Below are 26,709 nucleotides of genomic sequence, written 5' to 3' on the forward strand. Positions count from 1 at the left end.
CTAGTTCTCCTTTCTGCGTTTCCAGGCATTTTTTAAATGAGACCAAGTGCTGCGAATAAATGGCATCAGATCATCCCAAGCAAAGAGAGCGTATTCTTTTTTACCACGAAAACCTCTCCAAAAATCGCGTGCTGTCATTTCGCCGGCTTTCTTTTTTTGGCGATAGGTTAAATAGTAGCGAACGAGGTAAATCCATTTCACGCCGTTCGTTTGTTGTAGCTGTGGTTTCACATGTTGTCCTGTTAAGTGAAGGTAGTATAAATACGCAAAATCAATACCAGATGCTCCAGTTAAGCTATGAGTAAGCCAAAAGCGCGGGTTGATTTCAATAAATTTATACACGCCATCACGCGGATCTTTTTTAAATTCAGCCATGCCAATGCCAGTTAAGTGTAACTCTTTAAAGAAAGGTAAGCAGAGCTCCGTTAGTTCTGGCGTTTCGCGACTAACAATATGGGCTCCCGTCCCAAATTCAGGAGGAAACTGGTGGTTTTTTTGGAGTGTAAAAAGTGCAAGTAGCCGCATGTTCTCATCATAAAAGGTTGCCACTTTATAAAAGCAGTGGTTATCACCTGGTATGAGTTCTTGCAAGATTAACTCTCCGTGCGCACGGTACGTATCGTACGCAGCACGGAGTTCTTCTTCTGAGTGGATGGCAAAGGCTTTTTTATTGATCGTTTTACGAAATTCATGACCGCGAACGGGCTTTAATAAGCAAGGATACGTTAGTTCTGGAATCACTTGAAGCAGCGCTTCTTCAGAGGGGATTTTCACTGTTTTTGGGACAGGGATTTGATGACGAAGAGCGAGCTGGTATGTTTTTTCTTTATCGATGAGCGTTTCGATGAGTTCGTCGCTTGGCAAAATAAACAAATAGTAGTGAAGCAACTCTTGCCGGAATTTAGCCATAAACGTGACATAGTCGTCAGCGCCTGTATACAGCACAGGCTTATGCTCTTTCGATTTTGCAAGTGTAATTAAAAAGTCAAGCAACGCCTGCTCTTCGGTTAAGGGACTTGGACATATGCCGCAAGTAGCTAAGCGAGAACGCCCGATTTTATAAGGTTTCTCTGTATCGAAGGCATAGACAGTAATGCCTTTACGAGCGAGACTGCGAATAATGCCAATGCCATTGGCGCTAAGATCTAGTACAACAGCTGCATGATTATGATGCATAGGAAGCCCTCTTATTCAAGTGATGGTGATATAACTTTTCAATCGAAGCAATCATGCCTTGTTTTGTAAAACGAGCTTGCGCATACTCTTTGGCATGACGACTTAACGTTTTGCGGGCGGCGTGGTTGCTTAACAGCAAACGAAGCGCATGAGCTAATTGATCGACATCATTCGGTTCCACGATGAGACCTGTTTTCTTATGCAAAACAAGCTCCGGAATGCCGCCAACGTTCGTAGAGATAATCGCTGCACCACTGTGCATCGCCTCAATAATTGCTATCGGTAAACTATCATTTAAAGTAGGGAGGACAAACACGTCTGTAGCTTGCAGAAGAGTAGGTACGTCATCGCGATTGCCGAGCATTTTTACATATGGAAGGTTCAGTTTCTGTATTTGTTTGTGCAGCATCTCTTTTCGTTCGCCATCGCCAGCAATTAAGACGGTAAGCTGCTTCGTTAAGGAAGGATCAAGCTTTGCTAGCGCTTGGAAAAGGATATCATGACCTTTACGCGGGCCAAGGCGCGCGACGCACGTAACGACGAGAGGCTCGTGTGCTTCTTTTTGCCGTTTAAAGTGTGTTGGCGCATCAATGCCTGTGTAGACGGTTATCATCTGTTCAGGACGGGCCCCAAGCTCCATAAGCGGTTTGCGAAACGTATGACTTAAAATAATAAGCTGATCGCTGTATTGAATCGCCTGTTCCTCTAGTGTGCGATAATAGACTTCTTCAAGTGAACCGGATTTGAAAATGCCAAACTTTAAGCGGTTAAATGTATACATGCCATGTGGTGTGAAAAAGAGGGGACGGTTGTAATGCTCATTAAAGCGACCAAGAATATTAGCAGTAAATAAATCTTGCGCATGGAACACATCGTATTTGCTAAGATCCATTTTTTCTAGCATCTTTTCATAAACATACATGTTACGGTTATTTTTGAGAATAAGCGAATCGGTTGTACCATACCGTTTTATGAAGAAATCTTTTAATTTTGGAATGATTCGCTTGCGGTAGGCGCTCACTTCTGTGGAAGAGAATTGATTGGGCGAGATGACGTCTACATGATGCCCTTGTTGGCGAAGTCCTTCACATAGTGAGGTAATATAGTTGGAAAGGCCACCGGTATGAGGATAATCCCAAAACGTCGCGACGAGAATGGATAGTTTTCTTTTTGGTTGAGGAGGGGAAAGGGGCGGGAGACGCTCACTTTTTTTCTTAGTAGATGCGCTACCGTAGGACTTGGTCACATGATAATAGCGATCCATGATGGAGATGAGCGACGGATAAGGAAAGGTTAGTTTCATTTCCATACCCTCCGAATCACTTCGAACGCTTCAGCATAAGGAACGCCGATTGTCATCCCGCGAACGCTAGCTAGATTCCGGACACCTTCGTAAGAACGAGGATGAGGTGGTGGGCGCATTTCTACATCATAATGCTTTAACGCCTCGATTTTAACGTCTATTTCGTTTGTAATATCCACAAAGTAGTTTGGTTTAAAGAGTTTATCTGACGTGGATGCGCTCCATTCACTAGAGGAGACGGTTTCAAATGTAATGAATTCAATGGGGCGTTGCCCAGGTAACGGTCGAACCGCTGTTAGGACAGCTTCATAGGTGACGAGGTGATCGCGATTCACATCGCCATAATGGTGTGTAAATACGGTAGATGGTTTGTATTGCGCAATAATCTTTTCAATATCTTTCGTTAATTGATGACGAGGCATCATTTCTAATTCCAAATTAGGGTGTTGTAAAAAGATGACGGTTTCAATGCCGATGGCTTTATTTGCGCGCCGAATGGTTTCTTCCATATGGTGCGCTTCTTCTTTTCGTCCCATTGCAGTAATGACGGAAATAACGTCATGTCCAGCAGCAATTAAGCGCTTGAGGGTGCCGGCTGATCCTAAGAGCTCATCATCTGGATGAGCGCCGATCACTAAAATACTCTCTTTCATTAGATTTTCACTCCTTGTATAACTAGTGTATGAAACGTGTGAGGTAATAGAAACCGTCATGTGCGGAGTTATACGGAGAAACTATGACATGTTTCTTGGTTGAAGCTGCTCTTTATAATACGTTGACCAATCAGGATACAGAGCAGGATTTAATTTTTTTACATGCGTTAAGAAATCGGTGACGCCACCCAACTTGTCCAAATCATTCATCAGCTTTATGGGCATACGGCGTGTTTTTCCGAAGGCGCGCTTATGATCGACAATCTTTAAGCCACCTGTTTTTTCGCAGATTAACACGTGACGAGCGTCAGTATCCCAACGTGTAAAGCCAATGCGTTGAAATTCCTTTAAGACAAATAGAATCTTTTTTGTTAACGCTTCATCAATTTTATAGCCGCGTTTTAAATAGCGCGCTAATGAAATGCCCTCAATATATTCAGAGACGATATAGTTGTCGCCATATTCATAAAGTTTTGGAAGAGCAAGTGAACTTTTACCAGCTTTTAAGCCTCGAAGTTCGAGTTTACACGTTTCCTCTTTAAAAAAGAGCTTTACACATTTCTTAGAGGAAATTTGATAGACAATGCCATCGCTTCCATCTCCAATTACCGAATACTTAGCGACATCTTTCTCGGTGATTGTTTTTTTCTTAAATAATTTTTTTGGCATCATGTCGCTCCTTTTATGGTCATGATTGTTATAGTCTATGAAAGAGAGGGAAAACGGGGAACGGGTCAGGTTGTCTATTTTGGAGCCCCAGCACGCAGGAAAAAGCATCCGTTGCGATCTGCCAACGCATGCTTTTCATAAAGAAATAATCTTATAAAAAATAGGTAACGCTCGATAACAGCAGAGAGGTGATCAGTAGTGCGAGTAGCGGGCGCAAGGCACGTTGCTTTATGGCTGCTAAGCTTACATTTAATCCGAGACCGGTCATGGCCATCGTTAGTAGAAAGGTAGTGATGATTGAAAGACCTTCTAGTAGAGTAGCTGGCAACGTGATGACATAGCTTGCGACGACGCTCGTTGCCATAAAGCCTACGAGAAACCATGGAAACGGTACAGAAGAAGTGCTCGCTGTTTTTGGTGCGCGTTTCTTTTGAATATAGATGAGGATCAAGCAAAAAGGAACGAGTAAAAAGACGCGACAAAGTTTAGCAAGTAAAGCAAGAGCAAGCGCATTAGAGCCGGCCGGTGCCCCGGCTAAGGCAACGTGAGCTAGTTCATGCAACGATAAGCCAGACCAGATGCCATAAGCGGTTGGTGATAAAGGTAAGAATGGAAAGACAATCGTATAGGCGACGGAAAAAATGGTCCCCATCAAGGCAATCATGCCTACGGATAAGGCTGTATCTTCTTCCTTTGCAGACACAATCGGAGAAACAGCCGCAATGGCGGCAGCACCACAAATCCCGGTACCAATCGCTACTAAAAAAGAGACTTGACGATCGGCCTTTAGCAGACGAGCCATGACGTAGGTGATCAGCAGTGAAAAAACAATCGTCCCTGCACCGCGAGCTAGCAGTGGCAATCCTTCAGAAAAGACGATGGCCATATTGAGCTTAAAACCGTATAAAATAATGGCAAAACGCAATAGTTTTTTGCCGGAAAACTCAATGCCAGTGCGCAAGGTTTCCGGATAGCCTGCAAATTGGCGATATAGAACGGCAAGTAAAATCGCAAGTGCGAGCGCGCCGATTTTACCAATGTACGGCACGTAGCTTAGTGCCATGCCAAGTAGGGCAATACAAAAGGTAAAGAATACACCGGAGATGAGCCGTGGTTTAGGGGCGGGAGCTTGTTTAGCAGAAGCTGTGTTAGGATTCATAAGAAGCCTCCTTCTTATTTCATCATAGGTGTTGGCTAATAATAAGTAAAATTACTTTTTTGTATGCTTGTTATAACAAAAGTGTTATGAAAGGAAGGTAGGAATGAAGTCTGAACTTGCTATATTCGTAGCGGTTGTTGAGAAAGCACACTTCTCAGAAGCAGCCAAGCTCCTCCATCTTACGCAACCCGCGGTCAGTCGATCGATTAAACAGTTAGAACAGAAAATGAACGCGAAGCTTCTTTATCGAACGACGAAAGAAGTAGCGCTGACGAAGGCGGGAAAGATTGTATACGATCATGCAAAAGAAATTCTCGGGCTCTATGAACGGATGGAGGTACGCGTCAATGATACGATGAATCAGCCGGCAGGTCCTCTGAAAATCGCCGCAAGCTATACGTTCGGTGAGTATGTGCTACCGCATATCGTTGCACGCGTTCGTTCACGCTATGAGGACATTGTTCCGTCCATTACGATTGGCAATACGCGCGAAGTAGTAACACTCGTTGCCGAACAGCGAATGGATCTTGGAATTATAGAAGGAAATGTGGCGGATGATACGGTAGTAAAAGAGACGTTTGCGTCAGATTCACTCGTCGTTGTAGCCAGCCGGCAACATCCTTTAGTGAGAAAAGATGGGATTACAATGAGTGACTTGGTTCAGGAAACATGGATTGTTCGGGAAGAAGGATCGGGAACGCGAGAAGCAACAGAGCATATGTTTGAAGAGCATGCCTTTTCTCCTGCTTCGTCTATGGAATTTGGAAGTACGCAAAGTATTAAAGAAGCAGTAGAGGCGGGGCTTGGTATTGCCTTTTTATCATCATGGGCCATTCGCAAGGAGCTTTCCTTAGGTACGCTAGCGGTGCTACCACTAGATTCTTTTCCAATAGAACGTTATTTTACATTAGTGACGCGAGCAACAGACGATTGGACAAAAGCGATGCAAGTTTTTATCGAGTGTCTTCTTGCGCATCCGTTTTGTAATAGGTCAAAGGATTGATTGTAGCGCGTTTATAGCTTGAATCGAATTTTCTACGATTGAAGTGAGAATGCTCTTTCGGTATAATCTGATAGAAAAAGACTGTCAAAAATGGAAGGAGGACACCTTTTTGCACAAGTATGTAGTAGGCGTTGATTTCGGAACAGAATCAGGCCGCGCCCTGCTCGTTGAAGCAGATACAGGAAAAGAACTGGCTACACATGTTACACCTTATGAACACGGCGTCCTTACAACCGCCCTTCCAAGTGGAACGAAACTTCCGCAAGATTGGGCGTTGCAGCATCCACACGATTATTTACACGTGCTTAAAACAGCGGTACCAGCCGTATTAGAACGTGCTTCTGTTGTGAAGGAAGACGTCATTGGCATCGGCATTGCTTTTACATCATCGACGGTTTTACCACTTGCTTCAAACGGTGAACCGCTTTGCTTTTTAGATGACTATAAAGAAGAACCACATAGCTGGGTAAAGCTTTGGAAACATCATGCTGCCCAAGCTGAAGCTGACGAAATAACAGCGCTTGCGCAAGCGCGTCGGGAACCATTTTTACAACGATACGGCGGGAAAATTTCCTCTGAATGGTTAGTGCCAAAAGTACTACAAGTTCTGAGAGAAGCACCACACATTTATGAAGCAACCGATCTATTTATAGAAGCAGGTGATTGGATCGTCTCGCGCTTAACAGGATCATTGCTTCGTTCTAGCAATCTAGCTGGCTATAAAGCACTTTGGAGCAAAGATGAAGGTTATCCTTCACAAGCCTTTTTTACGGCACTTGATCCAGCGATGGAATCCATTCTTTCTACGAAAATGAGAGGAGAAGTGCTTCCCATTGGCGAAAAAGCAGGAGAGCTAACAGAAGAAGCGGCTCAATGGCTTGGACTTGCGCAAGGAACAGCAGTTGCCGTCGCAGTCATTGATGCGCATGCTGGCGTAGCTGCGGCTGGGGCCGTCCATCCTGGTCAACTCGTCCTGGCGATGGGGACATCGACGTGTCATATGCTACTAGCAGAACACCCGGAACCTGTCGTGGGGGTCTGTGGCATGGTTGATGATGGCATTATTCCTGGCTATGTAAGCTACGAAACGGGACAAGCGGCTGTTGGCGACTTGTTCGGTTGGTACGTCGAGCAGGCAGCCTCTCATGAAGTTCGTGACGAAGCAGAGAAAGAAGGCAAAAGCCTACACGAATGGTTGTCAGAAAAGGCAGCGGTCTATTTGCCCGGCGAAACAGGGCTAGTTGCGTTAGACTGGTGGAATGGCAATCGCTCCGTGTTAGTGGATGCGTCTTTAACAGGTGCGCTAATTGGCTTAACGTTAGCTACAAAGCCTGAGGAAATCTATCGCGCGTTACTAGAGGCAACGGCTTTTGGTACGAAACGAATTATCGATAGTTTCACCGACGCGGGTATTGCCGTCGATGAATTGTATGCGGTTGGTGGCTTACCGGAGCGAAACGAGTTACTCATGCAAATTTATGCAGATGTAACGAATCGTGAAATTTTTATTTCACATGCCAAGCAAACGACGGCGCTCGGTGCAGCACTGTATGGAGCCGTTGCAGCTGGTGGCGAACGAGGCGGCTATGATTCTATTTTTGCCGCGGCTCATAACATGGTTAGCAGCACGCGCACATCGTATAAACCGCAACCTGACCACGTCGCACGCTATGAAGAACTCTACTTGTATTATCTCGAACTTCATGACTTTTTTGGCAAAGAACGCCCAAGTTTGATGCACGGCTTAAAGGAAATGAAATCGTAAAAGCAGGAAAGGGTGAAAGCAGGATGAAACGTTTTGTTTTTATACTTGTAACGTGTAGTCTCTTATTCTCTTGTTATGTAGGAGCAGCGGACACAGCACAAGCGGCTCGTAAGACAAGCTATCTACCGAGCGCGAAGTATACGTATTCCTACGAATCACTGTTTGGTGATTATACGCTACGTAACGATCATCGTCGTCTTAAAGGCTGGAATGTATGGCGCTCCATTTCTCGCGGTAAAAAAACCGAGTTTTACTTTGTAAAAGAAACGCGCAAAGGCCTTTTCAGCTTGCAAGCCAATGCGGATGACGAAAGCTTAGAATTACAGTATCCCGTGAAAAAGGGCAAAAAGTGGAAAGCCTTTACGATGTTCGGTAGTAAGATTACCTACACCATCATTGCAACGAACAAAACCGTCAAAACAAAAGCCGGCACCTTTCATCATGTCGTCCAAACCCGGTCCAGCGAAGGCTACACGACAAGCTTCGCTCCAAACATCGGTCCTATTAAAATTACGAAAAAAGGTTACACCTATTTAGAGCTTGTTAAACGAAAGCGTTGAACAGCACCTCCAAAATACACCATCTAAATTTTGGAGGTGTTTTTTTTAAAAAGTAACGTGGTGAAGGCTTTTTACGTCTGTCTTTAGCTAGTAAACGAATGTGAGGGTAAGATGAGAGCTTCATTAAATTCACATCGTAGTACCATCAATTTCCTACGTAAGGCATAAAAAAAGCCATTCCTTTATGGAACGACTTCGTTTCTTAGTTCGTTAAAGCCCCTTTTCTTCTATAAGAAACTTTTAATTGATACAGATAAGAGCATTATAGATAAAACTATATTTAGCCAGCCGGACCCTTTTTGTCCCTTTTGAAAGTCCCTTAATCCCATTACCAACATCGTAAAAAATAAAAACATCATCAAGTATAGTTGAAATCTAAAGTCATCAGTAACAAATTCATACCCAACAAGTGCAATAACTATGATTGATAAAATAATCTGCAAAATCTTCAACAAATTACCACCCCTTTAACTGAATGAGTCTCTGTTTGTATAATACCATAAAAAGTAAAATCGTTCTTGTTATGTTCAAAAGCAACAATCTTTACGAAAAGAGTTTTTTATTAGATGAGAAACAGGAAATGAGTAACGCACAGAGAATTGCTTGAAGCAAGGAGGAAGATGCGATGATCTATAAAAAACGAAGTCAGTCTGTTTTAATGAAAAAGCTAGAAGTGCTAGTAGCAAGACTGCCGCTCAATCATGATCGACGTCAAGAAATAGAAGCGTATTTGGCGCGACATACCGCGGGCTATCAAGGTGAAGTGACAACGGATTATTATTTTCAATTTTTAAATGAACGTAGTTACATTTTGCTGCATGATATTCGATTGCCTTTTAAAGACACCTATTTTCAAATGGATACCCTCATTCTCACCGCAACCTTTATCCTCATTATTGAAGTAAAAAACATCGCAGGATCCCTAACGTTTGATCATGAACACAATCAAGTTATTCGTACTTGTGGTCTAAAAGAAGACGTTTTTCACGACCCTGTGCTCCAAGTTGAACGACAAAAAAGACAGCTTCATGACTGGTTAGAAAAGATGAAATTTCCCACACCGCCCATTCATACCCTCGTCGTCTTATCCAGAGAAAAAATGATTATCAAAAATGATTTCAAACAGCGTCTCTCCAAAAAAGTCATTCGCGCCGCATTACTGCCAACAAAAATAGAAGAACTTATGAAAAAAGAAACACAGCCCTTTTGTACGGAATCTGATCTTAAGAAACTAGCTCGTAAATTTGTTAAAGAGCACGTCCCCTATTGCCCCGATGTTCTTCGAATGTTTACAATTGCTCCTCATGAAATTCTACCCGGTGTTAGCTGCCTTGCTTGTTCCGCAAAGCCAATGATTCGCCTTCACGCCCGTTGGCAGTGCACCGCCTGTGGCATAAAGTCCCATACCGCTCATAGTAAAGCCTTATATGAATACACCCTGCTTTTTGGAAAGTGGATCGATAATAAAAGCGCGCGCAACTTTCTAAAAATTGAAAGTCGTGACGCAACCCGACGAATTCTACAAAAATATAGTCAAACGCAAAAAGGTAGTGGTAATTTTATAGAATATGAATTATCACATTTAGAAAGCTAAAGAGTTAAAAAGGCAAGGTGTGCGCCATTCATAGGATGGATGCACATCTTGCCTTTACTTGTGTGCTGATAAATAAGGAGATGCGTGCAAAACTTGACTGAGGATTACCTAGTTCGTAGTAGCAATTAAGGAGAGAAGAAGAAGGTGGATTTAGCACATAATGTGGGTAAGGGGTAAGGGGTGCTGCGCGCCTCTGCGCGCGAACCGCCTTGTTTCGCCCAAAATTAGAGTGTTGTACGTGTAAGATTTCAAAAATAATGATCAAATATGAGTTAAGAGCATTCAAACTGCCAACTTTCGGATGAAAGGAGGGTCCTGGCAAGCCAAAAAGCACGGCCTGCGCGCGAACCGAGGTCCTCTGCGCGCGAATCGGAGGTCTCTGCGCGCGAACTGAGGGTCTCTGCACGCGAATCAAGTGTCTCTGAGCGCGAATCGAAGGCTCCTGCGCGCAAACCGCCTTTTTGCGTCAAAATTAGAGCGTTGTTCGTGTAAGATTTCAAAAATAATGATCAAATATGAGTTAAGTGCATTCAAAATGCCAACTTCCGGATAAAAGGAGGGTCCTGGCAAGCCAAAAAGCACGGCCTGCGCGCGAACCGAGGTCCTCTGCGCGCGAATCGGAGGTCTCTGCGCGCGAATCAAGTGTCTCTGCGCGCGAATCGAGGATCCCTGCGCGCGAATCGAAGACTCCTGCCCACGACCCGCGCGCTCCACACCCTAGCCCTACGCTCCACCTCCCTGCCCTGCTCTCACTTCTTCATATCGCTCAGGCTGAATCCATAGCTTCTTAAAATCGGCCCAGCCATAGTCGTTAAGGCGGATGCCGGCAAGGGGGGAAGGATAGTACCATTGTCGTGCGCCGTGATAGAGATGAAGAATGAGCTTTTCGCGATTAATATAGTGTTCGATCTCTATGGTAATACGTTCTCTACGCTCTTCATCATTCGTACGTAAAAATGGTTCGAGTAAAGTATCAATCGTTTCGATGTGTTGAGGGAGCATGAGCGCACGCATCGTTTGTTGGCTTTTTAAAAAGGTAAGAAAGCCGTAGTGCGCATCGCGTTCGAGTATTTCACCTTTTAAAAATAGGTGAGCGTCCATCGTCGCAAATTGACTTGGTGCACAAGGTACGATTGTGAGCGGAATTTTATAACGTCGCAATTCTGCTTGTAACCAACGGGCTTCTCGTAAATTTTCCGTATGCTGCGCACAACAAAGAATAAGTGGTTCACCGTTATACTGACTTTGTTCAAGTAGCTGGGCAATGGCTTCAGGGGAGACCATCGCAAATTCATGCTCCATACTGCGCGCTTGCCAAAAGCTATTGCCTGGTAGACGGCGACGTCCACCTAGATCATCCACGAGTTTTTTGCGATTTATAATGGCGTGCAGAGCCTCGCGTAGGTAGCGATCATGATGTGGACCGTCCACTTGAAAGTTAAAGATTAGATAATGGGAGCCGTTATGATCAATACGAACGTGACGCTTGTTTTGAGTCTCTCTACCAGGAAGTTCGTAGTGAAAAACGCGCTCTGGATTTACATTCATAAACCATGCTTCGACCCGATCGAGCAGGGGGCGTCCCATAAAGTGATCATGAAAAGCTTCTAATGCGAGCACGCGCTCATTGTGGGTTTTTACATAAAAAGCACCTGTGCCGATGAGAGATTTGTCTGGCGCAATCGGTACATCGTAAGGCAAAATGGGTGCATGATAAGAACTTAAATAATGTAGGAAAAAAGCATTAGGCGATGAGAGCTTAACATAGACAGCCGTGTCATGAAAGGCTTCAATACTTTCAATAATCGAAAATAAATCACGATAGGGTGAATTGACGTTCTCATCGCATAGACGATTGAGCGTGTACACAACATCTTTCGCACAAAGCGTGCGACCGTGGTGGAAGCGAACGCCTTTCCGTAAATAAAACGTCCATTCCGTAAACGTTTCATTAATGGTCCAGTGGTGAGCAAGATGAGGCTCGAACTGCTTCGTTACGGGATTATGGATAATGAGTGTATCAAATACTTGGCGAACAAAATGCGCTTCTGTTGCTGTAAATGAAAAAGCCGGATCTAGCGTACTAATCACACTGCGAACCGGTATTTTAAGCAGATCTAGAGATTCTGCGACCGTTTCTTTTACTTGAAAGCCAAAATTACTTTGAATTTTTTTCTGTAGTTGTTTAGCGATATGCTTTGGAAGCGGACGTGTTAAAAAGTCAGCAGCTTCACTCATTTGGTTGCGCTGTAGCAGCTTTGAGAAATGAGTATGAGCAGCTTCTTCTAGTGGATAATGGAATTCTACTGTGGAGCGATTTCCACGTCCTCGTCCTGGTGTCCACGTAATCCATTCTTCCTCGCTCATGCGTCTTAATAATAGGTTCACATTGCGTTTTGTACAAAAGAACAGAGACTCAAGCTCTGCAACAGTGACGCTCGTTTGGTCAGCAGAGAAATGCATGCGAAGTGTAAGATAATGGTCAAGAATCTCCATAAAACGACTCCTTTTAAAAAGATGAAATTCTTTTTTGAATTTTACACTTTTTCTGCATCTTTTTCTAGTGGAAAATAACACAATAGACAAATATAGGGAAAAAGGAGGTAGGAAGATGCTACGTTCGTTGCATCCGAATATCAAAATTCGCCTCTTCACGTCCTTTTTAATGAGAGCTGTCGGAACGATGATTTTCCCATTTATGGCGATTTATTTATCATCAGAGCTCGGACAAGCGCTAGCAGGGGCGATTATGCTCATTAACGTATTTGCCTCCATTATTGTAGGGTTTTATGGTGGTTACATAGCAGATCGAATCGGTAGAAGACGGGTTTTGATTATGGGAGAGTGGTTATCGCTCGCAGCCTTTATCGTTATGCTCGTTGTCAATTCTCCGTGGTTCAACTCACCTTGGATCACAGCGGCAATGATGTTTGTACACGGCATTAGCAGTGGTTTAGTAGGTCCAGCAGCCGAAGCGATGCTCATTGATGCAAGTACGAAGGATAATCGTAAACTCATGTATAGCGTGAGTTATTGGGCAACGAATTTATCATTAGCGCTCGGTTCATTACTTGGTGGACTCTTCTTTAAAGAATATCGCTTTGAGCTGTTTATCGGTTTAGCAGTCGTAAATGTCATTTCCTTATGGTTATCGATTACAAAAATTACAGAAACGCACATTAGTAAGCAAAGCAAGCGTTCTGTAAATGTATTTAGAGATATGGCGAATAGTTATAAAGTCGTCATGACGGATAAGCTTTTTTTATGGTTATGTTTAGCATCTACCTTGATCATTGGGCTGGAATTTCAGCTGGCGAATTATGTTTCGGTACGATTAAATAAAGAATTTATAGAACAAATGATTTCTGTTGGACAGTGGTTTACATATGCATTAGATGGATTGCGCATGGCTAGTATTTTAATGATGACGAATACTGTGCTTGTCGTCGTTGGTTCTTTTTTCGTAACAAAGTGGATGAAGCGTTACCGCGATCAATATGTATTGTATGGTGGGCTTTTGTTATTTTTTATCGGCTATACAATCATCGGTTATAGCAACAATCTCTGGTTATTACTGGCGTGCATGACGTTCGCTACGCTTGGTGAAATTATGTATATCCCGATTAAACAATCGATTATGGCTGATATCATTCACGAAGATGCACGAAGCTCTTATTTGGCCATTAACGGTTTAACGTTTCAGGTCGCTAAAGTACTCGGGGCGCTCGGAATTACAATTGGTGCTTTTGTTCCATCATGGGGCATGGCGGTTATTTATGGGCTAGCAAGTATACTTGCCATTGTGAGCTTCATGAAAGTAACGAGCGCAGTTTCTTTGGAAAAGAAAGACTCTGTTTCAGCCATCTCATAAGATGACGCCGGCTAATGCTGGCGTTTTTTTTATGAAAATCGCACATTTTAGCAAAGTATATAAGAATATACGAAAATTTGTCGCATATTTCATCAGGCAACCTTGTCTATTTTAAGGTAAAATAAGAGTACAAATGAATGCAGGTGATGTAATATGTTAAAAAAATTGATTCGGCATCTGGATTACAGCCTCATTTTTGTCGTAATCGCGTTAGGTGTTTTTGGAGTGATGATGATTTATAGCAGTAGCTATCCCGTTGCGCTCCGCTTTAATCTATCAATTGATTTCTTTTTTAAACGACAGCTCATTTTTTTACTGGTAGGATGCGTGCTTTTTCTGTTCGCTGTCCTTTTTCCGTACAAGGCATACATGAATTTGACGAAGATGCTCGTGCTCTTAACCTTTATCCTCCTTGTCATCGTCTTTCTTGCCGGTAAAACGACGAACAATGCACAATCTTGGTTAAGCATCGGTGGCTTTAATATTCAGCCTTCTGAGCTTGCGAAGTTAGCTGTGATCGTTTACTTGTCGTCTGTGTTAGCGAAAAAGCAATCGTATATCGGAAACTTCGGTAAAGCTGTCTTTCCGCCACTCGTATTAGTCGGTTTTATGGCTGGTTTGATTTTAATTCAGCCTGACTTCGGATCGATGATTATCCTCGTAGCTGCCGCAGCATGTATTATTTACAGTGCGAAATTACGAGCGAAACACGTGCTTTTACTTACCGTTATTGGCTCAATTGGCTTGGCAATTTTCTTTACGTTTATGGCGAGTGATAATCAAATTGGTCGCTTTAAAGGTGCGTATTCTCCGTTTGAGAACCCAAAAGAAGGCTGGCAGCTCGTTAATTCGTACATAGCGATTGCCAACGGAAGTATTAGTGGTGTAGGTCTTGGTAATGGTACGTCGAAATATGGCTATTTACCAGAAGTCCAAACAGACTTTATTATTGCTAACGTCTCTGAAGAACTTGGTTTTGTTGGTGTGCTCGTCACGCTCATTGCGCTGTTTTATATTGTCATCAAAGGCTTTATTATCGGCTTACGCTGTAAAGATACTTTCGGGCGGCTGATGGCAATTGGGATTTCGAGTTGGATTGGCATACAAGCGTTTATTAATTTAGGCGCAGCGTCAGGGTTATTGCCGGTTACCGGCGTGCCGCTTCCGTTTTTAAGCTATGGGGGGTCCTCGATGCTCGTTCTCATGCTCTCTACGGGCATTCTTGTGAACATCTCTGGCTTTGTGAATATGAGACGGAAAAACAAAGAAGCCTCCGCGCTACACGAACAAGAAGAAGAGGTTGTTAAACCAACATTGCGCGTTGTTAAATAGTTGTATGAAAAGCGGCTGGGACATAAACGGCCTTAACACATAAAAAATGGCTTCATCATCGATTTCGGTGATGAAGCCATTTTTTTATTAGTTTGTCTTACGTATGTAAGTAGCCGTCGAATGCACTACAAAATGGAGTAGGGTGCAAGCTCTTCTATAATTGCGCGCAGGAGCCCTTGATTCGCGCGCAGACCAGGTCCGTTCGCGCGCAGGAGCCCTCGATTCGCGCGCAGACCAAGTCCGTTCGCGCGCAGGAGCCTCGATTCGTGCGCAGACCAAGTTCGTTCGCGCACAGGAGCCTCGATTCGCGCGCAGACCAAGTCCGTTCGCGCGCAGGAGCCCTCGGTTCGCGCGCAGACCAAGTCCGTTCGCGCGCAGACCAGATAAATCGCCTCCAGCAACGGTGTAAGAGATGAAAAATAGAGCAAATGAAGAGAGCATCTCGTAAATGCGCTCAAAAAGAAGAAGAAATAGCGTCAAAGCTCTTAAATAACTAGGAAAAGAGTGATGTGCAAAAGAGATGCTAGTTTGCGCGCAGCAGATCGACTCAAACGCAATCCAAGTCAATTCCTCCACATGCCCCATTATACAGAGGAAGTATTTCATGGAAACTTTAAGCTTCTTTTAAGGTTGATATTATTCACTTGTAATATCGGTGCGCTATACTAAGAAGCGTAACATCCAGAAGGAGTGAAAGTTAGTGATTGTACAAGCGCGAAATGTTTCGAAAACATATGGGTCAAACGGCCATTTAAATAAAGCATTAGATAATATTACGATGACGATTCTTGAAGGCGAATTCGTTGGCTTGATGGGACCATCTGGAGCAGGGAAAACCTCCTTGCTCAATATTTTTTCAACGATTGATACGGCTTCTTCTGGCGAAATTAAAATCATGGGTAAAGATATTAATGCCATGAAAGAAGCGGAACTAGCCAATTTTCGCCGTCATGAGCTAGGCTTTGTTTTTCAAGACTATCACTTATTAGATACATTAAGTGTGAAAGATAATATTGTGTTGCCATTAGCTTTGTCCGGTGTGCCAGTACATGAAATTGAAAAACGAGCACAAGAAATCGCGCATAAGCTTGATTTAGTGGACGTGCTAAGTCAGTTTCCCTATCAAATTTCAGGTGGGCAAAAACAACGCGCAGCGGTTGCACGCGCGATGATTGCTAAGCCCCGCTTAGTATTAGCAGATGAACCGACCGGTGCGCTTGATTCGAAGGCGGCAACTGACGTTCTTGAGCGATTGCAAACGTTAAATCAAACCGATCGTGCAACCATTTTGTTAGTAACACATGATGCGTATGCGGCTAGCTTTTGTCAGCGCATTATTTTTATGAAGGACGGCCGTTTTGATCAAGAGCTTGATCGCCGCGGCCGTTCACGGGTGGAATTTTTTCATGTCATTCTTGACATGTTAGCCACACTTGGAGGGAACGCGTAGTATGACACTTTTGCAAATGGCGTGGAAAAATATTCTGCATAACCTTTCCATGTATGTGCTTTATGTTTTCACGATGATTCTAGCGATCATCACGTTCTTAACATTCAGTGTAATCGCCCGTGAAGTACCATCTGAAGTTGCGTCTGGAGGGTTCCTAGATCTGTCTGCCTTCTTTACAGGTGCTTCTGTCATTTTACTACTTTTTATTACGCTATTTAGTTGGTGCTGTCACGCCTTTTTTTTAAAGAAACGTAAACAAGAAATGAAGCTATATTCGATGCTTGGAATGGCGAAAAAACAAATAGGGCGCATGCTTTTTTATGAGCATCTATTATTGGGAGTAGGGACGCTTGTCATTGGCTGTCTCATCGGAAGTGCACTTCTACGCCTATTTGTAATGCTACTAATGTCGTTCATGGGCTATGAGGGCTCAGTTTCTGTGTCCTTTCCAGCAAGCAGTGACCTAGGTTACACGGTTATCATTTTCCTCGGTATAACGCTGCTTACAAGCGTTCAAAGCTATCATTTCAGCTATCGATTAAAGCTTTCGGAATTGTTTCAGGTAGAGGGAGAAAAGGTGGAGCCAACATCATCATGGCTTCTCGTTGTTCTTGCTTTTCTTTGTATTGGCGTAGGCTATCGTCTCGCCTTGGAAAATATTTTAACGTCACACATATGGAAACTGTTAGGGTTACTTTTGTCGCCCATGGTGATCGTTGGACTTGTCATCATTGGAACTTTTTTATTGTTTCATACCGTCATTGTTTTGTTGTTTAAAATTGTAAAGAAGCATAAAGCGACGTATTGGAACGGTTTAAATATGGTAGGTGCTTCTCAACTGCTACACCGTGTGAAAGACAATGCGGTCATGTTAACAGCCGTTGCCATCATCAGCGCTGTTACGTTAACCGTTGTGGGGACGACATACGCCTCTTATTCGATCAATAAAGAATATACAGCTGTTTCTAATCCAAACAGCATGATGTTTATAAATCATAATGCACAAGCGGTTAAGCAAATAAATCAGCTGATTGCTAAAGACACAGAGCGTCCGCTAGCGTATCATGCGTCTGTCCAAGCGTTGCTGACCCGAGCAGACATCAGTACGCTTGAGAACCCTTTTCTTGGCCAAGAACAAGAAGTAGCGCTTATTTCGCAGTCTATGTTTAATAAGCTTACTTCTCTCCAAAGAAAAGATGAAAAACTTACGTTACAAGGAAGGGAAGCTGTCGTTTTAACGATTGATTATAGTGAGCCGTTCGGCGCCAACTATGAAGGAGCGTCCATTCCACTACAAGTGAAAGGGAAAAACGTCGAGCTACAAGTAAAAGAACACATTCATGATTCCGTCTTTAATTCAGGAACGGCGAGCACGACGGTTGTTCTTAGTAACGATTTATTTCACAAGCTTCTTCAGAAAAAGAAAGCCGAGCGCATTCGCTATGAGCTTTATCAATTTAAAGATGAAGCGCACGTTAAAGGGTTAACAGAAGAAATTGAAAAGAGATTAACCGATCAAGATTTATTTTCTAGCTATTATCAAGAGTATACAGAAGGCTTGGGCATTTTCGGGCTACTGCTTTTTATTAGTTCTTTTTTCGGTCTAGTGTTCGTCAGTGCAGTTGGTACGTTACTATACGGTAAATTAAGAATAGAAGCAGAAAATAATCGCGATCGCTATCAGCTTCTCATCAAGATGGGTGTAACGAAAAAAGAAATTACTGCGTCTATTTTTAGGCAGCTCTGTATCCTATTTAGCTTGCCACTCCTCATTGGCATCGTTCATAGTCTCGTCGCTATGATGGCTTTTTCTAAGCTGTTTACGATTTCTTTAAAAGGACCGATGACGGTCTGCGTCATCCTCTATAGTGGCATTTATTGTCTGTTTTTTATCGCTACCCTTCGTCGGTATTACAAAACAGTATTAAGCTAAAAAAAGAAAACAATAAAGTGAAACATGAAGGTTGGATGAGAAGTAATCTCGTTGTTATTATTTTAGTAGATGGTGCGATTATTTAATTTCCATCATTGGAATGCGGATGAGAGTTGGAGCAGGTAAAGAGCTTATTATGAAGGCATCAGATGGTGAACACTATACGCGCTATGAATTTAAGACGAAAGCGTACGAGGCGCTTTGATACGGAAAAACGCTTAAAGCAAGATCACTATTTGAGATTGTATGTAGCCAAAAATAGCCATGACGTTAAATCATACGAAGAAGTGATGGTTTCTGAGCTACCAGAGAAAGTAAAGGCACGTCTTGTCAAATAAATGATAGTGAGGCATACTACCCTCGAGACGTGTTTTATAAAAAAGGGGAATGATCATGATTGCGAAAAAGGTGTTAGTCGTTGATGATGAGATGGATATTTTGCGTCTAATTGAAACGGTCCTAAAAAAAGAAGGCATTAAAGACGTCATAACGGCAGCAACTGCCCAAGAGGCATGGACTGCTTTTCAACGAGAACAGCCAGACCTTGTTTTGCTTGACATCATGCTTCCCGATGGTGAAGGGTACGAGGTTTGTAAACAAATTCGAGCAATTTCAACAGTGCCAATCCTATTTTTATCTGCTAAATCAGAAGAAATTGACCGGATCTTAGGGTTTGCGATGGGTGGCGATGATTATATTACGAAGCCATTTAGCCCCAAAGAAGTTGCTTATCGTGTAAAAGCACAGCTGCGGCGTGCAAGCTATGTAACGAAAGAAGATGAGAAAGAAGCTGTGATCAAGGTTGGCCCATTTGAACTGAATGAAACCGAACTGCAATTTTATCGAAATAAAGAGCATGTGGAGTTAAATCGCAAAGAACTGGGCTTGATGACGTATTTTATGAAACATCAAAATAAAGTGATTAGTAAAGAAAGCTTATATGAAGCAGTATGGGGCGAGGATATGTACGGCTATGATAATACAATTATGGTTCATATCCGCCGTCTGCGCGAGAAAATTGAAAACAATCCATCGAAACCTCAATATCTTTTAACGGTAAAAGGTTTAGGGTATAAGTTGGTTGTAAAAGATGAATAAATCAATGCAGTGGCGGCTAACGGGGCGATTTTTAACCTCCATTGTAATCGTCGTCGTTCTCGTTATTATATTAAATATCGTTGCGGTTTTTTCTGTGTTTCTTATGCAAAATCAAACACATGGTCAACCTATAAAGGAAAAGCATAAATGGTCTGCAGAGATGTTTACGCGGAACTTTTATCGCTATATAAAAGGGGAAGAAGGCCATGTGTACATTACGCAAAAAGGAAAAAAAGAGTTAGCGAAGGAACATGCCTGGATTCAAATATTAGATGAGAACGGCCAGCAAGTATACGGCTATCATTTGCCCAAAAAGGTGAAAAAGAAATATCGACCGATTGAGATTATCAATCGCTATAAATATAAAGAAAAAGGTATTAACGCCATTCTCTTTGTAAGTGACAAGAAGTTTGGCGATACGGATTATAGTTACTTTATCGGCTTTAAAAATCCGAAATTAGCACGGTGGACGGCGACCTTTAATACAGAGCGCTTCTTTCAAAAGTTTCGCGTTATGACCATTGTCCTCGTTATTATTGATAGCATTGTCGCCCTCGTCATTGGTTATGCGTTTGCTAAGCGGCTCACGCGTCCGATCAATCATATTATTGAGGGCATTAAACGATTAGCAGATAAAGATTACAAGGTGCATTATCCACCGAAAGGTCTTTATAAAGACGTGTATTATAACGTCAACCACTTATCAAACGAGCTCACAGCACTTGAGCGCGAACGAAAACAACTGGATCGGATGAAAGAGGAATGGATCGCGAATATTTCTCACGATATTAAGACGCCGCTTGCGTCCGTTCAAGGGTATGCAGAAATGATGAAAGACCCAAATTATGAATTTACGGTTGAAGAAATGCGGGAATATGCGCAAATCATTGAAAGCAAAGCAATCTATATGAAAGATGTATTTGAGGATTTGCACTTAACGACACGACTTCGTAATCAAGGATTACCGCTTGAACGAAATCCGATTAATTTAGTAAAGTTTTTACGAAATATTGTCATTGACTTGTTAAATGATCCTCGTTATGAAGAGCGAGATATTACGTTTTATACGGAAGAGGATATTATTCCTTTTAAAGCAGACGAGACGTTGTTACGAAGAGCGATGAATAACTTAATTTATAATGCGGTTGTTCACAACGATGCGAACGTATCCATTGTTGTGAAAGTAATGTCTCCAGGGAAAATAACGATTGAAGACAATGGACGAGGCATTCCGAAAGAAGAGTTGGATCGCATATTTGATCGCTATTATCGCGGCACAAATACAGGCGAAACCCATAAAGGATCTGGTCTTGGGATGGCCATCGCACATGATACCATTAAAGCACACGGCGGCAATATAACGATTGAAAGCATTGTTGGTCGTGGAACGATTATTGACATTGAATTTACGAATGAAACCCCTCTGCATGGAAAGGAGTAATTTTCATTGCTACGGGGTTTTTTCCTATTTAGGCATGATGATAGGAAATTGTCACGGCAGGGTCTTGATCGTTCAGATGATAAATACGATCACAGACATCGGCAATATCGCTCACATTGTGGCTTACAATGACAGCGCTTGTTCCGTAGTGACGCGCTTGCTCCAAAAGAGTCTTTACCACTTCACGACTATTCGCAGTTAACGTTTCCATAGGTTCATGAAGCAAGAGGAGCTTCGGCTGATCGATAAACGCCTGCACGAGGCCAAGACGTTGCAGTTTATCTTTTGTATACGTTTTCACAGGACGGCAACAATGTGGATCGAGCCCGAACATCGCCATCAACTCTTGAATTTCTTCAACGGTGCTGCCTGCTGATTCGATATTATCAAAGCCTGATAAACGTTCAACGAAGTGCGGCTTATCAATTAAAAAACCAACATCATCCCATTGTACTTCGGCAAAAACCGTTTCATCTTGCTTCGGGTACATTAAACGCGCGAGCAATTGTAAAATCATTGTTTTTCCTGAACCATTGTGATCTACGACGCCAATAATCTCTTGCGGACAAAGGACTAGCGGTAATTCTCTTAACACTCTTTTTTCTTGAGAAGTCAAAGGCCAACACTCCTTTAAATCAATATGTAAAAAGAATGGGTTCACAAACCCTTTCCCTTATTTCTTGTGGAAGAAACCTTACAATATACAGTTTACCGTGTAAATCTTAAAGAATAGTGAAGAGAAATCTTAAGGTTTTCTTAAGATTACAAAACAAGACAGAAGACCCACGCTAAGAAGATGTTTCTAGTGGTAAAATTTAGATAATTGAGGTGATGATAATGAATACGAAACGAAACGAAGAATCGACCAGTGTGGGACGACTGAAGCATCATGTTGAAGCATTTTATAAAGAACATCAGCCCAACCATTGTGAACCCGCTAAAGCCTATTATTTTAACCCTGGTGATCCATTAGAAATGATGGCTGCGTATGAAAGTCATGAGCCAATGCCACATTGGCATTACGTATCCTATGGACTCTCTAAACACAACCTTACAAACGAGAAAGAGAGCACCATTCATTTCGAATTGACCATTCGCTTAAAAAAGGTCCCAGGCGTAACAGAGCCTCCGAATTGGGTCCCAGCCGTTTTTCATAGTATTGCAGAATACGTGTTAGTATTGGGCCGCCCTTTGAAGCATGGTACGTGGATAAGTGATATTGATGCGACTTTTGATGCATTAGATAGCAATTTAGTTGGATTAGTTTGTAATGAGGATCCTGATCTCGGTCGAGTTCAAACCGAACACGGCGTGACTACTTTTCTTCAACTTACGGGCATTACAGCTGACGAGATGGAAGCGATGCAGGCTTACGATACGCTAGCCGTTCTTGACATCGCCCGAGAGATGAATCTGCTTCAAAAAGGCATGACGGACCTAGACAGAGCCTCTTTTTTGCAAAATGAAGCCTTCACATCGGCAGTAGCGCTAGGAACGGAGCGCGATGGCTCGTCAACAGGTTATCTCTTTGTTGAGAATATGTCCTTCACACTAAAGAAATCATTCTTTGGACGCATGAAATATTACTTGAGAATTCCAGTAAATCAAGCAGCGCAACTAGGCCGTCTTTTTAAGGGACGTTTAACGAAAAACAGAAACTTAGCGCTGGATTCGGGACAAAGGAAACTTATGTTTTTACCGAGTCAAAAAGAGGAAGGTTTTGAGATCGACGACCGTCAACTTGAAGGAGAAGTGCTCATGCTTTCGAATGAAACGATCTTAGAGTTAGTAGCAATTTTTCAACCAAAAGCAGGTACATATAAATTAATAACGGTGCAAGGTATGACGGTGGAAATTGTATAAGGAGAGGTGTAAAGATGAGTGATGTAACAGAAGAAAAAGCAATCGGTTGGGATGCGATTGATGCCCAACTTCAGAAGGTTTATGGCGATCAAAAACCAAAGCATTACGGCTCGCTTATTTCGTATCGCCTAGGTGGGGATCATCCACTTGATGGGGTCAGTGTCTATGAAAACGATGAGCCTATTCCGCATTGGCATTATGTATCATATGGGCTGACGGAATTGTATGAAAAAGAATCGGAAAATAAGGAACTCAGTGGTTATGGATTTGAATTAACGTTTCGTTTAAAAAAAGAAACAGGCGAAACAGAGCCACCTATGTGGGTGATAAGCTTGCTACAAAATCTTGCTCGCTATGTGATGTCAACGGGCAATGTATTTAGAAATGGTGATTATATGAATGCTAATGGGCCCATTTGTGAAGGCGCTGATACTGAATTGAAAGCGCTATCCTTCACAGAAGATGAACAATTGCAAACCATCTCTACAGCACATGGAGAAGTAATGTTCCTGCAAGTAATAGGGATCACAGAAGATGAACTTGAAGCCATGCAATGCTGGAATACGAGCGGTGTCTGGCAGACAGCGCAGGAAATGAATCTTTTACCGAATGGTATGACGGATTTAAGTCGTGCTTCACTTTTGCAAAATGAAGCTTTTAATCGAAGGATAACAGAAGGGGCGGAGCGAGAAGGTTCTTCAACAGGCTTTCTTTATGTTGATCAACTAGACTTTACTCTTTCCAAGAAACTTTTTCGTAGCGCCAGTTATACCTTAACGATTGGTGCGCAGCAAACAAAAATGCTAGGTCTTATATTAAAAGGACGGTTGTTAAAAGGAGAAAGTTTAACCCTTGCTGCGAAGGGATTTGTCATTGTATTTACGCTAAGCCACGTGTTTGAAGTGAAACCTACTGAAGCGGGCTATATTCTTATGCTAACAGAAGAGAATATAGAAGAACTCGTCGGGCTGTGGAAGCCGAAAGCGGGCACGTATCCGTTGCAATCCGCAAAAGGCATGTCCATGCTCATCGCTCCCACCCACTTGCGAGATTCCAGCGGAAACGTCGTTGAAGTGATCGGTTAAGCAGTAGAATAGAAAAAAGAAGGTTCTGTTGATCAAAGATCAAGAACCTTCTTTTTTATGTGCTTATTTTTGTTTTACGCGGATTGGCGATACGCTCCAACGTTTGCATTTTGGGCAACGAACAGGAGAGAAGCCCATAATTTCAAATGTAAAAAGCTCTTGAACAGTCGATAAGGAGAATGTCTCTCCGCATTTTGGACATTTGTATTCGAATTTTTTAGTTGTTAATTTGGCAAGAACAATAAGAATGACTGCAATACCTACGAGTAAAAGAATTAATCCTAACATGTGTTTGTTCCTCTTTTCAATTTTTTTATTTATTACATAAGACGGTGCATCAGTTTTTGAGCATTCACCTTAAGATAAAGTAATAGCAGTACGATCAATACGAGATAGACGATGAATATACTAACAAAGGCAGTCAGCGGCATGACCGTTACTTTTAGGAAAAGTAACATGAAGGAACCTGAAAGTAAGGAAAGCGCTAAATTGGTTAATATTTTTAAACCAGGCCGGACAGCGGTATATTCATTATCCCAATCAAGAGACGGAGAATGAAGATCGAGAATCAACCCCGTTAAACTACTGAAAATAATAACTAAACTACATAAAATGATGCCTTCTATCATGAGCAGGAGTGGCATTTTAAACAGCCATGCTATGATTGTGACAGCGAGTATATTCAAACTATTAAAAAGCACCGTTGGTAGTACTTTTGCAAATAGTTGCTTCGTATAACTAACGGGAATGTATTTCATAAACATGGCGTTTTTTCCTTCGCGCGTCAATGGCGTAGTCCCCATCGTATTTACCGTTCCCATAAAGATGACAGCAAATACAAAAGCACTTAGAAGTAAACTTTGGTACGCGAGCGGAACGTCTTGTAGGGAAAATTCATTACCCTCCATAATCAGACCATAGTTCATAATCACTGAACCAACAGCAATGGCTGGAACGAGTAAGCTTCGTCCGACCCCATAGAGTAAAAAAGGCGTGGTGCGCAAAAGGATGCGCATGTCCTTTACGAAATAAGAGCGAATAATCGAACGCTGCTGAAGCGTTGAAGTTAGTTCATTTTTATTTAACGTTTTTCTCGTCGCCCCTGTGTTTTGTAACCCGAGTAAGCCTTTAAAGTACAACCGATCGGCAACAAAGAAAGCGAGAACGGCAAAGGCAATCGAGATTGCTACGAAAAGGAATAGATAAAGCCACCCTTTTAGTGTGCCTGCCTCTTGTAACGCAGCATCTCCAAATCGCAAGGAAACGATAAAAGAAGAAAGCTTTGCGAACAGAGAGGATTGCAACGCCAAGCCACTGTTTGATAAGTACGAAGCGCCTGGCAAATAATCAAACAGATTTTTCATGAGATAAGCTGAAGCTAAGCCGAAAATTCCAACGATCAAGCGAATTCTTTCTTTGTTCTTTCCAATGTTAATAAAACGCATGAGTAGCATCGTCACCAGTAAAGAAATAACGAGCGGAACCATCGGTAAAAGAATAAAGAGGATGAGAACCGTTACATAATAACTACTACCAAGGTGAGCAGCCACACCATAATTTATTAATACAGGCAAAAGAATCAATGCTTCGACGGCATATTGCATGATGATGACCGTTATAAGTTTGGCTGCGACAATTTGCCGCGGCAAAATGGGTAGTGGTAATAAGATTTCAACATCTGAAGAAAAGTAAAAATACATGATCACCGTTAAAATCCCAAAGACGAGGGTAACCAACGTCATAATGGATAAGATGGATAACGTCAAAAGTCCTTCTTGTCCCATTGCTTTTAGAAAAGGATACGTTGTATAAACACCTTTACTAATAAAGTAAAGAAGTGGTAACCCACCAATGGTAATGAGAAAAAACATGGCAGTGAGACGTGATCTTCTGTTCGCTTTTTTGCCGGAGCCCTCACTTGTGCCGTTTTTCAAAAAAAGTTTGGTTAACAGCCATGTGTTACTCATTTTTTGTAATCTCCAAGAAGAGTTTTTCAAGCGAATCATCTTGATGGAAATTGCCTTTAATTTCGTCCATCGTACCGGTTAACACGATTTGCCCTTTATTAATAATAGCGACGCGATCACAAAGCTTTTCAACAACATCTAATCCATGTGTAGAGAAGAAGACTGTTTTTCCTTTGTTGGCATGGTCGCGCATCATTTTTTTAAGCTCAAATGCCGCTTTTGGATCAAGTCCGGTCAATGGTTCATCAAGAATCCAAACATCGGGATCATGGAGGAGTGCCCCCATGACCATCACTTTTTGGCGCATACCGTGCGAATAACTTTGAATGTGATCACCAAGCGCGCTTTCTAAATCAAAGGCAGAAGCGAGCGACGAGATTCGTTCTTGACGTAGGCTCTTAGGCACTTTGTAAATATCGCCCATAAAGTTTAGATATTCTAAGCCTTTTAAGCGAAGAAACATATCAGGGCTATCGGGTACGTACCCGAAGCTTCGTTTCGCTTTCATCGAATCAGAGGTGATATTGTAACCGTTAATTTCAATAGAACCTTCATCTATATCGGTAATGCCAGTTAACATTTTAATAGTTGTTGTTTTCCCTGCACCGTTCGGACCGAGAAAGCCAAACACTTCACCACCATTGACAGTTAAATGCAAATCATCAACAGCTTTTCTTTTGCCATTATAACTTTTTGTGACATGAGAAAATGTTATCATTGAAGTTTCCTTTCTTTCGTACGGTACGTGTAGTTTGCCTAGTACTTAGAGATGTTATAAGATTTTTAC

At 42.3% G+C, this 26,709-nt stretch carries 25 protein-coding genes; 13 read left to right on the forward strand and 12 right to left on the reverse strand.

Going from position 1 to position 26,709, the window contains the following annotated elements; genetic code table 11:
- The 5 genes from A374_RS06420 to A374_RS06440 form a co-directional block, all read right to left on the reverse strand.
- Entirely contained in the window at positions 1–1,176 is a 1,176-nt protein-coding gene (locus A374_RS06420) for a carboxylate--amine ligase (RefSeq protein ID WP_007201388.1), read from the reverse strand.
- A complete protein-coding gene (locus A374_RS06425; RefSeq protein ID WP_040340383.1) occupies positions 1,166–2,485 on the reverse strand; it encodes a glycosyltransferase family 4 protein in 1,320 nt (439 codons plus the stop codon). The genes A374_RS06420 and A374_RS06425 overlap by 11 nt, the downstream gene beginning before the upstream one ends.
- Positions 2,476–3,132: a PIG-L deacetylase family protein gene (locus A374_RS06430; RefSeq protein ID WP_007201390.1), complete on the reverse strand. Its 657-nt coding sequence runs from the start codon at positions 3,130–3,132 to the stop codon at positions 2,476–2,478. The genes A374_RS06425 and A374_RS06430 overlap by 10 nt, the downstream gene beginning before the upstream one ends.
- An 81-nt stretch (positions 3,133–3,213) precedes the next feature.
- The gene (locus A374_RS06435; protein WP_007201391.1) at positions 3,214–3,801 is read right to left on the reverse strand and encodes a hypothetical protein; all 588 of its coding nucleotides are present in this window, start codon (positions 3,799–3,801) and stop codon (positions 3,214–3,216) included.
- 151 nt (positions 3,802–3,952) lie between these two features.
- The gene (locus A374_RS06440; RefSeq protein WP_007201392.1) at positions 3,953–4,960 is read right to left on the reverse strand and encodes a YeiH family protein; all 1,008 of its coding nucleotides are present in this window, start codon (positions 4,958–4,960) and stop codon (positions 3,953–3,955) included.
- A 103-nt stretch (positions 4,961–5,063) separates the two neighbouring features.
- On the opposite strand from A374_RS06440, the gene A374_RS06445 reads away from it, so the two are divergent.
- From A374_RS06445 to A374_RS06455, 3 genes are all read left to right on the forward strand, one after another.
- Positions 5,064–5,963: a LysR family transcriptional regulator gene (locus tag A374_RS06445; protein ID WP_007201393.1), complete on the forward strand. Its 900-nt coding sequence runs from the start codon at positions 5,064–5,066 to the stop codon at positions 5,961–5,963.
- Between the two features lie 109 nt (positions 5,964–6,072).
- Complete coding sequence (locus tag A374_RS06450) at positions 6,073–7,728, forward strand: ribulokinase (protein WP_007201394.1); 1,656 nt, start codon at positions 6,073–6,075, stop codon at positions 7,726–7,728.
- Between the two features lie 23 nt (positions 7,729–7,751).
- Positions 7,752–8,288, forward strand: coding sequence for a hypothetical protein (locus A374_RS06455; RefSeq protein WP_007201395.1), 537 nt, complete (start codon positions 7,752–7,754; stop codon positions 8,286–8,288).
- A gap of 227 nt (positions 8,289–8,515) precedes the next feature.
- Here A374_RS06455 and A374_RS21110 read toward each other — a convergent pair whose 3' ends face one another.
- Positions 8,516–8,647, reverse strand: coding sequence for a DUF3953 domain-containing protein (locus tag A374_RS21110; protein WP_338009614.1), 132 nt, complete (start codon positions 8,645–8,647; stop codon positions 8,516–8,518).
- 266 nt (positions 8,648–8,913) lie between these two features.
- On the opposite strand from A374_RS21110, the gene A374_RS06465 reads away from it, so the two are divergent.
- A complete protein-coding gene (locus A374_RS06465; RefSeq protein WP_007201397.1) occupies positions 8,914–9,882 on the forward strand; it encodes a nuclease-related domain-containing protein in 969 nt (322 codons plus the stop codon).
- Between the two features lie 723 nt (positions 9,883–10,605).
- Here A374_RS06465 and A374_RS06470 read toward each other — a convergent pair.
- Positions 10,606–12,378, reverse strand: coding sequence for an ABC transporter substrate-binding protein (locus tag A374_RS06470; RefSeq protein ID WP_007201398.1), 1,773 nt, complete (start codon positions 12,376–12,378; stop codon positions 10,606–10,608).
- A gap of 115 nt (positions 12,379–12,493) precedes the next feature.
- Here A374_RS06470 and A374_RS06475 point away from each other — a divergent pair, with 115 nt between their 5' ends.
- Together A374_RS06475 and A374_RS06480 are read left to right on the forward strand one after the other, a co-directional pair.
- Positions 12,494–13,753, forward strand: coding sequence for an MDR family MFS transporter (locus tag A374_RS06475; RefSeq protein WP_007201399.1), 1,260 nt, complete (start codon positions 12,494–12,496; stop codon positions 13,751–13,753).
- 153 nt (positions 13,754–13,906) lie between these two features.
- Entirely contained in the window at positions 13,907–15,085 is a 1,179-nt protein-coding gene (locus tag A374_RS06480; protein ID WP_007201400.1) for an FtsW/RodA/SpoVE family cell cycle protein, read from the forward strand.
- A gap of 125 nt (positions 15,086–15,210) precedes the next feature.
- Here the strand turns inward: A374_RS06480 and A374_RS20510 are convergent, their stop codons facing one another.
- Positions 15,211–15,378, reverse strand: coding sequence for a hypothetical protein (locus tag A374_RS20510; RefSeq protein ID WP_156793155.1), 168 nt, complete (start codon positions 15,376–15,378; stop codon positions 15,211–15,213).
- A gap of 407 nt (positions 15,379–15,785) precedes the next feature.
- Between A374_RS20510 and A374_RS06485 the strand changes: the two genes are divergently transcribed.
- From A374_RS06485 to A374_RS06500, 5 genes are all read left to right on the forward strand, one after another.
- Positions 15,786–16,535 carry an ABC transporter ATP-binding protein gene (locus tag A374_RS06485; RefSeq protein WP_007201401.1) on the forward strand — a complete coding sequence of 250 codons (750 nt, stop codon included), beginning with the start codon at positions 15,786–15,788 and terminating at the stop codon, positions 16,533–16,535.
- Position 16,536: 1 nt separating this feature from the next.
- On the forward strand, positions 16,537–18,468 hold the full coding sequence (locus A374_RS06490) for an ABC transporter permease (RefSeq protein WP_007201402.1): 1,932 nt from the start codon (positions 16,537–16,539) through the stop codon (positions 18,466–18,468).
- Positions 18,469–18,638: 170 nt separating this feature from the next.
- On the forward strand, positions 18,639–18,806 hold the full coding sequence (locus A374_RS19900) for a YxeA family protein (protein ID WP_238535162.1): 168 nt from the start codon (positions 18,639–18,641) through the stop codon (positions 18,804–18,806).
- 49 nt (positions 18,807–18,855) lie between these two features.
- Complete coding sequence (locus A374_RS06495) at positions 18,856–19,566, forward strand: response regulator transcription factor (RefSeq protein ID WP_040340385.1); 711 nt, start codon at positions 18,856–18,858, stop codon at positions 19,564–19,566.
- 4 nt (positions 19,567–19,570) lie between these two features.
- Positions 19,571–21,007 carry a sensor histidine kinase gene (locus A374_RS06500; protein ID WP_040340404.1) on the forward strand — a complete coding sequence of 479 codons (1,437 nt, stop codon included), beginning with the start codon at positions 19,571–19,573 and terminating at the stop codon, positions 21,005–21,007.
- 28 nt (positions 21,008–21,035) lie between these two features.
- Here the strand turns inward: A374_RS06500 and A374_RS06505 are convergent, their stop codons facing one another.
- On the reverse strand, positions 21,036–21,623 hold the full coding sequence (locus A374_RS06505; protein WP_007201405.1) for an ATP-binding cassette domain-containing protein: 588 nt from the start codon (positions 21,621–21,623) through the stop codon (positions 21,036–21,038).
- Between the two features lie 221 nt (positions 21,624–21,844).
- Here A374_RS06505 and A374_RS06510 point away from each other — a divergent pair, with 221 nt between their 5' ends.
- Together A374_RS06510 and A374_RS06515 are read left to right on the forward strand one after the other, a co-directional pair.
- Positions 21,845–22,870 (forward strand): suppressor of fused domain protein, encoded by a 1,026-nt coding sequence (locus tag A374_RS06510; protein WP_007201406.1) that lies wholly within the window; start codon positions 21,845–21,847, stop codon positions 22,868–22,870.
- A 14-nt stretch (positions 22,871–22,884) separates the two neighbouring features.
- Entirely contained in the window at positions 22,885–23,955 is a 1,071-nt protein-coding gene (locus A374_RS06515; RefSeq protein WP_007201407.1) for a suppressor of fused domain protein, read from the forward strand.
- Positions 23,956–24,018: 63 nt separating this feature from the next.
- Here the strand turns inward: A374_RS06515 and A374_RS06520 are convergent, their stop codons facing one another.
- The 3 genes from A374_RS06520 to A374_RS06530 are packed head-to-tail and all read right to left on the reverse strand — an operon-like array spanning position 24,019 to position 26,640.
- Positions 24,019–24,243 carry a hypothetical protein gene (locus tag A374_RS06520; protein WP_007201408.1) on the reverse strand — a complete coding sequence of 75 codons (225 nt, stop codon included), beginning with the start codon at positions 24,241–24,243 and terminating at the stop codon, positions 24,019–24,021.
- Positions 24,244–24,275: 32 nt separating this feature from the next.
- Positions 24,276–25,922, reverse strand: coding sequence for a putative ABC transporter permease subunit (locus tag A374_RS06525; RefSeq protein ID WP_007201409.1), 1,647 nt, complete (start codon positions 25,920–25,922; stop codon positions 24,276–24,278).
- Entirely contained in the window at positions 25,915–26,640 is a 726-nt protein-coding gene (locus A374_RS06530) for an ABC transporter ATP-binding protein (protein WP_007201410.1), read from the reverse strand. The genes A374_RS06525 and A374_RS06530 overlap by 8 nt, the downstream gene beginning before the upstream one ends.
- Between the last annotated feature and the right edge of the window lie 69 nt (positions 26,641–26,709).

Source organism: Fictibacillus macauensis ZFHKF-1 (assembly GCF_000269865.1).
Classification (GTDB): Bacteria; Bacillota; Bacilli; order Bacillales; family Fictibacillaceae; genus Fictibacillus_C; species Fictibacillus_C macauensis.